Source organism: Pseudomonas sp. Pse1 (assembly GCF_024519635.1).
GTDB lineage: Bacteria > Pseudomonadota > Gammaproteobacteria > Pseudomonadales > Pseudomonadaceae > Aquipseudomonas.
In genome coordinates, this window is sequence record NZ_JALJRO010000009.1 from 198832 (window position 1) to 211296 (window position 12465).

Below are 12465 nucleotides of genomic sequence, written 5' to 3' on the forward strand. Positions count from 1 at the left end.
TGGCCTTGTTGTGGTGCACCACAACAAGGCTTTTCCAACCCCTACAATCCTTTCAGCAAATCCGCCATATCATCCGCATGCTCTTCTTCCTGAGCCAGGATGTCTTCGAAAATCCGCCGCGTAGTCGGATCCTTTTCGCCAATGTACTGAATAATCTCGCGGTAGCTGTCGATCGCGATACGCTCGGCGACCAAGTCTTCGTAGACCATCTCTTTGAGGGTGTTGCCCGCCACGTATTGGGCGTGGGAGTTTTTCGACAGCAAGTCGGGATTGAACTCCGGCTCGCCTCCCAACTGCACAATGCGCTCGGCGAGTTTGTCGGCGTGCTGGGCTTCCTGGGTGGCGTGCTCTAGGAACTCGTCGGCGGCGACTGCGGCTTTCAGGCCTTCGGCCATGAAGTAGTGGCGTTTATAACGCAGCACGCAGACCAATTCGGTGGCCAGCGATTCGTTGAGCAGGCGTAGCACCTCTTCGCGATTGGCGCTGTAGCCTTCAGTCACGGCACCGTTCTCGACGTGGATGCGGGCGCGCTGGCGCAGGGTGTTTACATCGGATAACTGGATGTCACTCATTTCGGTTTCCTCGGGCTGATTCGGCAGGCATACGCTCTATTGGCGTGTTCTTTAGGTGTGAGTGGCGGGCCGTAGGAAAAGTTTTATCGGATTTTTCGTTGTCATAGACTGATCGTGAAGCTGTCATCAGCCCTGACGATGCTGGAACGCCCACTACAAGGAAGTCTGTCCATGACGCAGGACACCGCGACGCGTTACCCCTTGGTATTGGTCCCGGGCATGCTCGGATTTGTGCGTCTGGTGCTGTATCCGTACTGGTACGGCATCATCCCGGCCTTGCGCCGTGGCGGTGCCAATGTGATCGCTGTGCAGGTGTCGCCGGTCAACTCCAACGAGGTGCGCGGTGAAGAGCTGCTGCTGCAGATCCAGTCGATCCTGCGGGAAACCGGCGCAGATAAAGTCAATTTGATCGGCCATAGCCAAGGCTCGTTGACCGCTCGTTATGCCGCCGCCAAACGGCCCGACCTGGTGGCATCGGTGACCTCGGTCGCCGGTCCCAACCATGGCTCGGAATTGGCGGACTACCTGCATCGCCACTACCCGCCCGAGAGTGCCAAGGGGCGATTCTTGAGTGGCGTGTTGAACGTGGTCGCCTGGCTGATTGGGCTGCTGGAAACCGGACATCACGTGCGCAAGTGGCCGGTAGACGTCCACGCTTCCCACAACTCACTGACCAGCGCCGGCGTGGCGCTCTTCAACCAGCATTATCCACAGGGGCTGCCCGAGACCTGGGGCGGGCAGGGCGCCGAAGAGGTCAACGGCGTGCGCTATTACTCCTGGTCGGGCACCTTGCAGCCGGGCAAGACCGACCGTGGCGGCAACCTGTTCGATGGCAGCAACCGCAGTTGCCGCCTGTTTGCCCGCACCTTCGTGCGCGAGGCCGGGCAGTGCGATGGCATGGTCGGGCGCTACAGCTCGCACCTGGGCACGGTTATCGGCGATGACTTCCCGCTGGATCACTTCGACATCGTCAACCAATCGCTGGGGCTGGTGGGCAAGGGCGCCGATCCGGTGCGCTTGTTTGTCGAGCACGCGCAGCGTTTGAAAGCGGCGGGGGTTTAGGCGCGACCGAGGACCCGGGTCCAGCGCTCCGAGACAATCACTCCGCCCAGGGTCAGGGCGCCCCCCACCAAGTGGAACAGCGCAAGCTGCTCATGCAGCACCACAGCGGCAATCAGTGCGGTGAGCAATGGCAGCAGGTTGAAGAACTGCGTAGTGCGGCTTGGGCCCAGGCGCACCACGGCCTGCATCCACGCCAGTGGCGCAACCATCGAGGCCAGCAGGCAGGCGTACAACACCAGCGGAATGTTGTGCAGGGTCGGGCCGACCTTGTCCGAGATGACAAACAACGGCAACAGCACCACCACCGCCACCAGCACCTGCAGGTACAGCAGCACCAGGGGCGGCAAGCGCAGTTGCCATTTCTTCAGCAGGGTGCTGTAGACCGCATAGGCCAGGGTCGCGATCAGCATCATCGCGTCACCCAGGTTGACCCCATGCTCCAGCAGCGTGCCGAGGCTGCCGGACGACACCACGACCAGCACGCCGGCGAACGACAGCAGCGCACCGACCAGGGCGCCAGCGGTCAAGCGCTGGCCAAGGCTGATGATGGCCATTGCCAGCGACATCAACGGCATCAGCGACAGGATGATGCCCATATTGGTGGCCGTGGTCAGGCTCGCGGCAAAGTACGCCAGACTCTGATACACCGCCATACCGAGCACGCCGAGGATGAAAATCTTGCCCAGGCTGGGGCGTATCAGCGGCCAGTGGCTGATGACGGGTTTGAGCATGAACGGGGTGAACAGCAGGCCAGCGAGCAGCCAGCGATAGAAACCGATCTCGGCGGGGAAAATCGCCCCGGCCGACATTTTGGTGATGACGGTGTTGCCCGCCCAGATGAAGATGGCCAGCAGCGGATACGCGTATTGCATGGGGAAAACCAGAGCATTGATGAAGGGTGATTATCCGTTGTCTGGTTCAATGCTTATACTTCAAACCAGACAAACAACCTATGCATACGGACAACATGCCCCGTCAGCCCATTGATGTGCTGGATTTCAGCGAACTGCCGGCCCCGGTGTACTTTCGCTACGCCGATTTCGACGCACACCGTTTTGCTTCTGCGCATCGCCATCCGTGGGGCACCCTGGAATATTCGGCCCATGGTGTCTTGCACATGGAAGTCGCCGGGCGGCGCTTCATGTCGCCACCGCAGTACGCCGTGTGGGTGCCGCCGCAGACCGAACACAGTTTTTACAGTGATCAACCGATCAGCTACCGGGCGGTCTGCCTGGCGCCGTCGATCTGCCGCGATTTGCCGGGGCAGGGATGCACCCTGGTCATCAGTGACATCATCAAGGCGATCCTCCAGGACTTTGCCGGCCGTGACGTCAAGATCCCTGAGCATGCCGCCGACGCCCGTCTGGCGCAGGTCCTGGTCGACCAACTGCAACAGGCACCGGTGCATGAAGGTTTCCTGCCTTATGCCAGCAGCGCGGGACTGCTGGGCATTCTGGAAACCCTGCAAGCGGCGCCCGGTGATAACCGGACCCTGGCGCAGTGGGCTGACGGGATTCATGTCAGCGAACGGACCCTGGCTCGGCAGTTCGTCAAAGAATTAGGCATGAGCTTTGGCCAGTGGCGCCAACGGTTGCGATTCGTCGCCTCGATCGAGGCACTGGACAGTACTCGCAGCATTCAGGAAATTGCCTTCGACATGGGGTACAGCAGCGCATCGGCGTTTATTGCCATGTTCCAGCGTCAGGCAGGGTGTACGCCGGAGTACTACCGTCGCTATAAAGTTCTTTGAATAACCCGGAATTAAACTAATCACCGCTCAGGATTAGACAAGTCTTACGTCATTGTCGGAATCTAACTTCATCTGCACTGATTTGAGCGCTGTAGGGTTTGCCGGGGTCTTTTACGGTAGGCAGTAGTCGCTGTTAATGGGCGTAGCTCGTGGTGTTGATTGGGCCACTGTCTACGTAGAAGGACCCGCTCAATTCATTTCAAGCGGGTATTGTTCAATGTCGTCAACTTCAAATAAAGATGTATTAGCGGGCATGGGCTCGCCAGTCAGCATTCACCGCGATTTTTTCAAGAAAGCTGTTCCTGTCTGGTTGGCCAAGGCTGACCCTGCGCGCGTGGCGTCTTTACAGACCAGCCGAATCGTCTTGCCTGATTGGGCCAAGACACTTTCCGAAGCCGAACAGGCCGATCTGAGGCGCGCGATCAGCGCCAGCTGGTCGGCGCAGACCGCCGTCGACAAGATGTTTGCCGAACTCCAGGACGCCTATGCCTTCGGTGAGCCACGGCTTCGCCAGAAAATCATCGAAATGTATGGGGTGGATGTCGACGTCAAGGAGACCTTTGTGAAGTTGTACCGCGGCGGTGTCGGGAAAACCCTTTCCCTGCTCGATGCCGCGTTGCAGAACTTCTCCGCGTCAGACAAATTCCGCGACTCGAATTATATGGGGCGGCCGTCGGCTGACGGGCGTTATGAGATAAAGCCGATTGACCAGAGCATGAGCATCAGGCAGTTCACGCAACTGTGCCGAACATTGGACCTGGGCAAGCAGTATCAAGACTATCTCAATGAATACATGAATGTTTCCGACCCGTTTTCCGTAAGGGTGGTGAAACTTCGTGTTATTGAAAGCCATCGCTGTGCTTTCAAGGCCGCCCTGGAACTTGCTCGATTGAGAGACCACATCAGCCCTGACGCCTATCGGGTGGCCAATGGTTTGTATAACGGTCATAAAAACTTGTTTCTCGACGGCGCCCCCGTGCGTTTTTACAACTTGCAGATAATGGACTCGCGATTGTTCGGGATCGTGCTGATCGCTCCCGATTTGCAGGCCCCGGCGAGTGGCAACCGGCGAGTCATTGCTTACGTGCCGCACGACCCGGAACACCCGTTGAAGGAGTACCCTTCTTCCCTGGAGTTCCTCAATGACCTGACCCGCAAACTTCGCGACACTTCGGCACCGACCGGCGGCAAGCCGAGCTATCAGCAGTTTTTCAGTCGATTCGTTGCTCACCGTCAACGCGGTCACTTCTTTGCCAATCTCCGGCAACGGCTGAATAAGGTGATCTGGCACCCGTACGAGCCCGGATCCAACGTGCCCAGTTGGCGGGAGACGCCGGTAGAGTCGCCCAGGCTGCATTTTGGTGTACTGGCCTTTGGAGACGACAACATCCAGCGCTTCCGCGGGGATCTCTGGGAGTATCTCTATGAACAACAGCTGAACAAAGTTTTCAGCGATGCTCGCGAGTTGCTGATCTCCACCGCCGATGCCGACGACGAGGCCTACTGGCATTGGATAGACGACCTGGAAAACATCCTCTCCGAGGTTTTTCAGGCCGCGTTGATGGTGGTGACGCCTTTTGTGCCCTTTCTGGGCGAGGTGATGCTGGCCTACACCGTCTATCAATTGACCAGTGAGGTGGTGGAAGGCGTGGTCGACCTCTCCGAAGGGCAGTACGCCGAAGCGGGCGAACACCTGATTGGCGTGGTGCAGAACCTGGCGCAGGTTGCCGCTTTCGGCGCCGCATTCGCTGGCGCCAAACTGGTGCTGTCACCCTTGATCGAAAGCGCCGTGCCGGTGACGCTGAGCAGCGGCAAGGAAAGGCTCTGGACGCGAAACCTCGAGCCTTATCAACACGACCTGAGTCTGCCTGCCGAATCGAAACCAGACGAGCGAGGATTGCATCAATATCAGGGCAAGGCGGTGCTGCGTCTGGATGACCTTCATTATCAACTGAAGGGTGATCCTCAGAAAAATCAGCTTCGGCTCGTCCATCCGCAGCGTCCCGACGCTTATCAACCGCTGGTGCACCATAACGGTAGAGGCGCTTTCGTGATTGAGGGTGAACGACCGTCGCAGTGGAATGAGCAAACCTTGATGGCACGCCTTGGGCCTGAGGTCGACGGCTTGCAGGATGCCGGCCCGGCCATTCGCACGATCAGTGATTCACCGATCTCGGCGATGCGCCGCATGTATGCCAATAACGAACCGCCCTTGCCGCTGCTCAGTGACACGCTGACGCGCATGCACATTGATCGCTCGCTGCAGTCGTTCTGTGAGCAGATCGCCAGCTCCCGGCCTGAGGAGTACTTGCAGGCCGATATCCCGACTCAACTGCAATTGCTCGACGGCTTGTGGCCCAGTGAACGAAGGGTTCAGGTGCTTGCCGCAGATGGCCGGACCGTCCTTGGCGAACTGGGTTCGTCCAGCGCGCCACGTGAGCGGGTCTATGCCGACCAGTTGCTGAATCAGGATTTGCTGCAAACCCTGTTAGCCCATCTGAGCGAAGAGCAAATCGAGCAGTTGATTGTGCGTGAGCTGGGCGCCTCGACGCTGACACCGCAAGCGAATGCGCAAACGCTGAGGGCGGAGCTGGCACAGCGGGCGGTGTACAAGCGCGGTCATTTGTTCGAGCGCCGCTATGCGGCGCATGAGCGGCAATGGGGCGCGTCGATTCAGTGGGTGCGCGATCAGGTGCCGGGCTTGCCAGGAGCGGTGGCCCAGGAGTTGCTGGCCATCGCCAGTCCTGTGGAGTTGCAGGCCGTGGCCGGCGGGCGTCTGCCTGCGCGGCTCGAAGGGCTGGCGCGCTTTGCCCTGGAGGAGGTGCGCGTCACGCGGGCTTACGAGGGGATTTATCTGGCCTCGGTCGAGAGCTTCGACACCGACAGGCTGGTGCTGCACTCCGTGGAAAATCTGCCGGGTTGGCCAAAGGATTTGCTTATTCAAGTCAGGCGTTATGGCGCAGAAGGGCAACTGCTGGACAGCATCGGTCCACAGGAGGCTCGACTCCAACGCACGATCGTCCTCGGCGCGGATGGCGGTTTTGAAGTGTCAGATGAGCAGGGAGTCGTGCTGGGGGAGCGCAATGATTTTCACGGGGCCATTTTATTGGCCTTGCCGGATGTTGATCTGATGACCCTGGGGTTCGCTCGCAATCAGATGCAAGGGTTCAAACAGGCCGTTCGCGGACACTTGCTGGCGCGTGAAAAATTGCCACAGGTGTTGGGTCGCTATCCCGAGACTGCGCCACCGCCCTATGACCCACGCCTGTTGCGTCTGCGAGGAGGCGCTCCGGGGGATGTCAGGCCGTTGTCAGACGCGGAAATGCTGAATATCTCCGGCGATCACCTGCTTTTTTATGCTTATGGCAACGCACAGATACCCCCGGCGATAGAGGCCAATTATCGCCAGGCGATCAGTTTGGTCCATGAGCGCTTTGGGATTGATGGGCTTAACAACCTGGAGACGGCCTACGTTGAAGGGGTGACGGATACCCTGGATATGGTCATTCTCAGGCAGAGCATTGAGTCTTTACCCGAGTTGCGCGGCTTGTTGGCGCCGGAGAAATTCTCCGAGCTGCTGGATAACCTGTTACGGCGTCCGACCATTCCCTTGGCCGCTGAACAACGCGCCTTGGCCCAAACCGGGCGTTATCTGCAGGCAACCGGACGATTAGCCGAGTATCAGGCGCTGCTCGATTCTGTACGGGAAGGCGAGGGCCCGGCGGACGTCAAAGCTAACTTGGCTGACTATGCTGAATTGTTAGGTCAAGACCCGGTAACGCCTACTCCGATCATTGAAGTGGACTCGCAAACCATGGCCAACCTGCGCCTGGCGCAGCGCACGATCGAACGCAGCAGGGAGCTGCTGCCCTTGTCTGGCAATCAGAAGCCGAGTATCTGGGAGAAAGGCGGCTCGGCTATCGCCAAGCTGAAAAACCTCAGGAAAATCGATCTGGCGACAGGATTGCCCACCGCCAATCTGACCATCGCCGAAGCGGCCAGGGGGGCGATTGAAATCAAGGGTGGCAACTGTTCGGAAAATTCGAAAGTGACTTTCTCGATCCTGGCCAGCCAACCCCGTGACAGTGCGATTCATATTGTCAAAGCGCCTAGATATGACCATCAATTCGTCGTTATCGGTGACTTGAAGGGGCCAAAAGAGCAATTGGTTGTCGCTGACTCCTGGCCAGAGTTTCCCGCCGCCCACCTCGCCAGCGAGTGCTACTTCAAATATGACATAGAGAATCCGGTGATAAGCCTCCCCCCAGGACCTGCCATCGCCGAGTACAGCTTCATCGACGATGCTGCCCCTGGGCCGGCGGTGCTTCCTCCGCGCGGTACGGATGATTCGACCTTGAGGTCGATCAAGGTCCCCAAACTGCATTTGAACGGCGCGTATGCCCAATGGACCTCATTGGAAGAGCTGGGCAGCACATACGCGGAGCCGCAGGGGCAAGCTGTTTCCTTCCAGCGGCATGACGCTGCGGTGATTGAGCGGCGAATCGACGCTTACGGCCAGTACTTGACCGCGCTCAACCCCGAGAAGTGACGCGCAGGATCAGGGGCCACAAAGCTGTTGCCCCTGATCGCTACCGAGCTGTAGGTGTAACAGGCTTTGTCTACACTCCAGTGCAAGCTGCGCCGGTCGGCGCAGTAATCAGGAGAACATGTCATGAAGATGTTGCGTATCCCGCTGTTGATGGTCGGCCTGTTGCTGTGCGCCCAGGGCTTTGCCGCCACGGCGCAGCAGGACAAAATGACCACCTGCAACGCCGACGCCACCACCAAGGCCCTCAAGGGTGATGAGCGCAAAGCCTTTATGAGCAATTGCCTCAAGGCGACCCCGGCCGCCAACGACGCCAAGGCGCTGACCCCGCAGCAGCAGAAAATGAAAACCTGCAACGCCACGGCTGCCACCCAGGCGCTGACCGGCGATGCGCGCAAGACCTTCATGAGTGACTGTCTGAAGAAAAAGTAAGCCACCTGGCGCCGGGGCATGCTCTGTGCAGTCTGCGGTGTACTCGCTTCAAGACGCGAACGCTGGCAGACTGCCAATCCTTTCACGCTGTTTGTTTTGAGGCTGTATGCCAACGTTTTCTCAGCGTCACGTGTTGCTGTTGGTCAGTTGGGTGATCATTTTCGGTGGTTTGCTGCTGGTCCTGCCATTGCGCTTGCTGCCCAGCCTGCTGGCCGGGTTGCTGGTCTACGAACTGGTCAACATGCTGACCCCGCAATTACAGCGCCTGATCGAAGGGCGGCGGGCACGCTGGCTGGCGGTGGCGTTGCTGGGCACCCTGGTGGTCAGTGTGCTGGCGTTGATCTTTGCCGGCGCTTTCAGCTTTCTCCTGCATGAAGCGGAAAACCCCGGCGCCTCACTGGACAAATTCATGGGCGTGGTCGATAAGGCGCGCGGTCAGTTGCCGCCGTTTGTCGATGCCTACCTGCCCGCCAGCGCCGCCGAATTTCGCGTGGCCATCGGCGAATGGTTGAGCAAACACCTGAGCGAGCTGCAATTGGTGGGCAAGGATGCCGCCCACATGTTCGTCACGCTGCTGATCGGCATGGTGCTGGGCGCGATCATCGCCCTGCAGCGGGTGCCGGACGTGACCAAGCGCAAACCCCTGGCCGCCGCCCTGTTCGACCGCCTGCACCTGCTGGTCCAGGCGTTCCGCAACATCGTCTTTGCGCAGATCAAGATTTCCCTGCTCAACACCTTCTTCACCGGGATCTTCCTCGCGCTGATCCTGCCGATGTTCGGCATTCACCTGCCACTGACCAAGACCCTGATCGTCCTGACGTTCCTGCTGGGCCTGCTGCCGGTGATCGGCAACCTGATGTCCAACACCCTGATCACCATTGTCGGCCTGTCGTTATCGATCTGGGTGGCAATGGCGGCGCTGGGCTACCTGATCTTTATCCACAAGCTGGAATACTTCCTCAACGCACGGATCGTGGGTGGGCAGATCAGTGCCAAGTCGTGGGAGTTGCTGCTGGCAATGCTGGTATTCGAAGCCGCGTTCGGCCTGCCAGGGGTGGTGGCAGGGCCGATTTATTACGCGTACTTGAAGAGCGAGTTGAAGCAGGTGGGGATGGTTTGATCCGCTGGATCAGTCCATGGAGCCGTAACGCTTGGCCGCCTCGATCGCCAAGCCGCTACCAATACTGCCAAAGATGTTGCCTTCGACATGTCGAGCGTTTGGCAGCATCGCCGACACGCTGTTGCGCAGCGCCGGGATTCCGCTCGAACCACCAGTGAAGAACACCGTATCGACCTGGTCAACGCGCACATTGGCGTCGCTCAACAGTTGGCTGACGCTGCCGCGCACCCGATCCAGCAAGCCGTCGATGGCTGACTCGAACAGTCCCCGGCCGAGGTCTACGGCCAAGCCCGCCTCGATGCGATCCAGCGCTACGTGGCGGTTGTCGGCATGGGTCAACTGGATCTTGGTTTCTTCCACTTCCATCGCCAGCCAATGCCCGGCGCGCTGCTCGATCAGCTTGAACAGGCGGTCGATGCCGCCGGTGTCCTCGATGTCGTAGCGCATGCTGCCCAGGGCCAACTGGGACTTTTGCGAGTACACCGAGTTGATGGTGTGCCAGGTCGCCAGGTTCATGTGGTGGCTGGTGGGCATGTAGGCGCCGCTCTTCATTCGGCTGCCGTAGCCAAACAGCGGCATCACGCCCTGCAGGCTCAATTGCTTGTCGAAGTCGGTCCCGCCGACGTGCACGCCGCCGGTGGCGAGGATGTCGTCCTGGCGGTTATCCACAGTCCGTCGCTCTGGCGACAGGCGCACCAGGGAGAAGTCGGAGGTACCGCCGCCGATGTCGACGATCAGCACCAGCTCTTCTTTATCGATGGTCGACTCGTAGTCGAATGCCGCGGCGATCGGTTCGAACTGGAACGACACGTCCTTGAAGCCGATCTTGCGCGCCACTTCCACCAGTGTGTCTTCGGCTTCCTTGTCGGCCACCGGATCGTCATCGACAAAAAATACCGGCCGACCCAGTACCACCTGCTCGAACTCCCGACCGGCGGCGGCCTCGGCGCGGTTCTTGAGTTGGCCGATAAACAGTCCGAGCAAGTCCTTGAACGGCATCGCCGTACCCAGGACGCTGGTGTCGTGCTTGATCAGCTTGGAGCCGAGCAGGCTTTTCAGCGAACGCATCAGGCGCCCTTCATAACCTTCCAGGTACTCGTGCAGCGCCAGCCGGCCGTACACCGGGCGGCGTTCTTCGATATTGAAGAAGACCACCGACGGCAAGGTGATCTTGTCGTCCTCCAGCGCAATCAGCGTTTCCACGCCGGGGCGGAGCCAGCCGACAGTGGAGTTGGACGTGCCAAAGTCGATACCCAAGGCACGGGCTGGAGATGCATTGTTCATGTCTTTCAGGTTCCGGTTAAAAAACGGCCGCGCAGTGTATGCCAGTGCGCCGCAGAATCGAAGGCCGACTATCCGCTAAATCTCGGCTTTAAATGCCTTGAAAGACTATCCTTGCTCCCCAAACTTACAGGCATGGCTTGGCAGCCACGGCGCGATCAGCTGATTCGTGCGGCTGCCGATAAACTTCTGACGCGCTGTCCGGTCACAATCCTGAGATCGGTCAAGCCTGCTGCAGCTCACGAGCGCATGCTGGCAGGCGGCGCGATATCGATAACGGATGGTGATTCCCGCGATGGACTTCAAAGACTATTACAAGATTCTCGGTGTGGAACCGACCGCTGACGACAAGACGATCAAAGCCGCCTATCGCAAGCTGGCGCGTAAATATCACCCTGACGTCAGCAAGGAAAAGGATGCCGAGGCCAAGTTCAAGGACGCCTCTGAGGCTTATGAAGCGCTGAAAAGTGCTGACAAACGCGCCGAATACGACGACCTGCGGCGTTACGGCCAGCACGGGCAACCTTTTCAGGGACCTCCGGGCTGGCAGAGCCGTGGCGGCTTTGGTGGGGGTCAGGACACAGGCGACTTCTCGGACTTTTTCAGTTCGATCTTTGGCAACCGGGGCCCGGGCTTCGGTGGCGGACAATCCGGGCGCAGCGCCGGACGGCGAGGGCAGGACGTGGAAATGGAGCTGGCGGTGTTTCTCGAAGAGACCCTGTCCAACGAGTCGAAGAAGATCAGTTTCCAGGTGCCGCAGTACAACGCCGCCGGGCAACACGTCAGCAATACCAGTAAAAGCCTGAACGTGAAGATCCCGGCCGGGGTTACCGATGGCGAGCGCATCCGCCTGAAAGGCCAGGGCGCACCGGGCATCGGTGGCGGCGCCAATGGCGACTTGTACCTGACCATTCGCTTTGCGCCGCATCCGAAATTCGATGTGGAAGGCGAAAACCTGATCATCACGTTGCCATTGGCACCGTGGGAGCTGGCGCTGGGCACCGAAGTGGCCGTGCCAACCCTGACCGGCAAGATCAACCTCAAGGTTCCGGCAGGCAGCCAGAACGGCCAGCGCATGCGCGCCAAGGGCCATGGCCTGTTGAACAAGGCGGGTGAGCGCGGCTACCTGTTTGTGCAGCTCAAAGCCGTGATGCCGAAAACCGCCGACGACGAGGTCAAGGCCTTGTGGCAGGAATTGGCGAAGAAAGCCGCGTTCAACCCACGCGAGCATTTTTGATCGAGAACATTCGGTTCCAGAAAACTGGAGACACTGACTATGAGCAGCCCCCTGATCGTTCAACTGGACATGGCGCAATTTTGTGAGGCGACCGATCTACCGGCCGTCTACGTGATCGAAATCGTCGAACACGGCATCCTCGAACCCCAGGGGGCACAGCCCCAGGACTGGCGCTTCAACGATTATGAACTGCTGCTGGCCAAACGCGCCGCCAAGCTGCGGCGCGATCTGGAGCTGGAGTGGGAGGGCGTCGCCCTGGCGCTCAACCTGCTGGAAGAAGTCCAGCAACTGCGTTCCGAGAATCAGATGCTTAAACAGCGACTGGCGCGCTTGGTGGTGCTATGAAACTGAGCGTGGCCGAGTGTGAGTTGAGGGTTTTTTAAGTGTCGGCTGTGCGTTATATATATATTTTATATATTTGAAACTTTGACGGCTTGGGTGATATTTGCGTCGCTATTAGTTGGG

The 12465-nt window shown here is 59.2% G+C and carries 10 protein-coding genes; 7 read left to right on the forward strand and 3 right to left on the reverse strand.

Annotated elements, in window-relative coordinates; translation table 11 throughout:
* Positions 1-41: 41 nt before the first annotated feature.
* The gene (locus tag NR126_RS15790) at positions 42-572 is read right to left on the reverse strand and encodes a bacterioferritin (RefSeq protein WP_256830589.1); all 531 of its coding nucleotides are present in this window, start codon (positions 570-572) and stop codon (positions 42-44) included.
* A gap of 171 nt (positions 573-743) precedes the next feature.
* On the opposite strand from NR126_RS15790, the gene NR126_RS15795 reads away from it, so the two are divergent.
* The gene (locus NR126_RS15795; protein ID WP_105753987.1) at positions 744-1634 is read left to right on the forward strand and encodes a triacylglycerol lipase; all 891 of its coding nucleotides are present in this window, start codon (positions 744-746) and stop codon (positions 1632-1634) included.
* Here the strand turns inward: NR126_RS15795 and NR126_RS15800 are convergent.
* Entirely contained in the window at positions 1631-2506 is an 876-nt protein-coding gene (locus NR126_RS15800; RefSeq protein WP_256830590.1) for a DMT family transporter, read from the reverse strand. The two genes, NR126_RS15795 and NR126_RS15800, sit on opposite strands and share 4 nt — an antisense overlap.
* 95 nt (positions 2507-2601) lie before the next feature.
* On the opposite strand from NR126_RS15800, the gene NR126_RS15805 reads away from it, so the two are divergent.
* From NR126_RS15805 to NR126_RS15820, 4 genes are all read left to right on the forward strand, one after another.
* Entirely contained in the window at positions 2602-3384 is a 783-nt protein-coding gene (locus tag NR126_RS15805) for a helix-turn-helix transcriptional regulator (protein WP_256830591.1), read from the forward strand.
* 217 nt (positions 3385-3601) lie between these two features.
* Complete coding sequence (locus tag NR126_RS15810; protein ID WP_256830592.1) at positions 3602-7933, forward strand: dermonecrotic toxin domain-containing protein; 4332 nt, start codon at positions 3602-3604, stop codon at positions 7931-7933.
* A gap of 123 nt (positions 7934-8056) precedes the next feature.
* Positions 8057-8362, forward strand: a complete 306-nt coding sequence (locus NR126_RS15815) for a PsiF family protein (RefSeq protein WP_027617577.1) — start codon at positions 8057-8059, stop codon at positions 8360-8362.
* A gap of 106 nt (positions 8363-8468) precedes the next feature.
* Entirely contained in the window at positions 8469-9482 is a 1014-nt protein-coding gene (locus NR126_RS15820) for an AI-2E family transporter (RefSeq protein WP_027617578.1), read from the forward strand.
* Between the two features lie 9 nt (positions 9483-9491).
* Here NR126_RS15820 and NR126_RS15825 read toward each other — a convergent pair whose 3' ends face one another.
* The gene (locus NR126_RS15825) at positions 9492-10766 is read right to left on the reverse strand and encodes an Hsp70 family protein (RefSeq protein WP_027617579.1); all 1275 of its coding nucleotides are present in this window, start codon (positions 10764-10766) and stop codon (positions 9492-9494) included.
* A gap of 292 nt (positions 10767-11058) precedes the next feature.
* Here NR126_RS15825 and NR126_RS15830 point away from each other — a divergent pair, with 292 nt between their 5' ends.
* Positions 11059-12000: a DnaJ C-terminal domain-containing protein gene (locus NR126_RS15830; RefSeq protein WP_027617580.1), complete on the forward strand. Its 942-nt coding sequence runs from the start codon at positions 11059-11061 to the stop codon at positions 11998-12000.
* 39 nt (positions 12001-12039) lie between these two features.
* Positions 12040-12345: a chaperone modulator CbpM gene (locus tag NR126_RS15835; RefSeq protein ID WP_256830594.1), complete on the forward strand. Its 306-nt coding sequence runs from the start codon at positions 12040-12042 to the stop codon at positions 12343-12345.
* Positions 12346-12465: the final 120 nt, after the last annotated feature.

Bases quoted from the DNA above. Each gene is read 5' to 3' on its own strand.
- NR126_RS15790 (WP_256830589.1), bottom strand. From the start codon at position 572: ATGAGTGACATCCAGTTATCCGATGTAAACACCCTGCGCCAGCGCGCC.
- NR126_RS15795 (WP_105753987.1), top strand. From the start codon at position 744: ATGACGCAGGACACCGCGACGCGTTACCCCTTGGTATTGGTCCCGGGC.
- NR126_RS15800 (WP_256830590.1), bottom strand. From the start codon at position 2,506: ATGCAATACGCGTATCCGCTGCTGGCCATCTTCATCTGGGCGGGCAAC.
- NR126_RS15805 (WP_256830591.1), top strand. From the start codon at position 2,602: ATGCCCCGTCAGCCCATTGATGTGCTGGATTTCAGCGAACTGCCGGCC.
- NR126_RS15810 (WP_256830592.1), top strand. From the start codon at position 3,602: ATGTCGTCAACTTCAAATAAAGATGTATTAGCGGGCATGGGCTCGCCA.
- NR126_RS15815 (WP_027617577.1), top strand. From the start codon at position 8,057: ATGAAGATGTTGCGTATCCCGCTGTTGATGGTCGGCCTGTTGCTGTGC.
- NR126_RS15820 (WP_027617578.1), top strand. From the start codon at position 8,469: ATGCCAACGTTTTCTCAGCGTCACGTGTTGCTGTTGGTCAGTTGGGTG.
- NR126_RS15825 (WP_027617579.1), bottom strand. From the start codon at position 10,766: ATGAACAATGCATCTCCAGCCCGTGCCTTGGGTATCGACTTTGGCACG.
- NR126_RS15830 (WP_027617580.1), top strand. From the start codon at position 11,059: ATGGACTTCAAAGACTATTACAAGATTCTCGGTGTGGAACCGACCGCT.
- NR126_RS15835 (WP_256830594.1), top strand. From the start codon at position 12,040: ATGAGCAGCCCCCTGATCGTTCAACTGGACATGGCGCAATTTTGTGAG.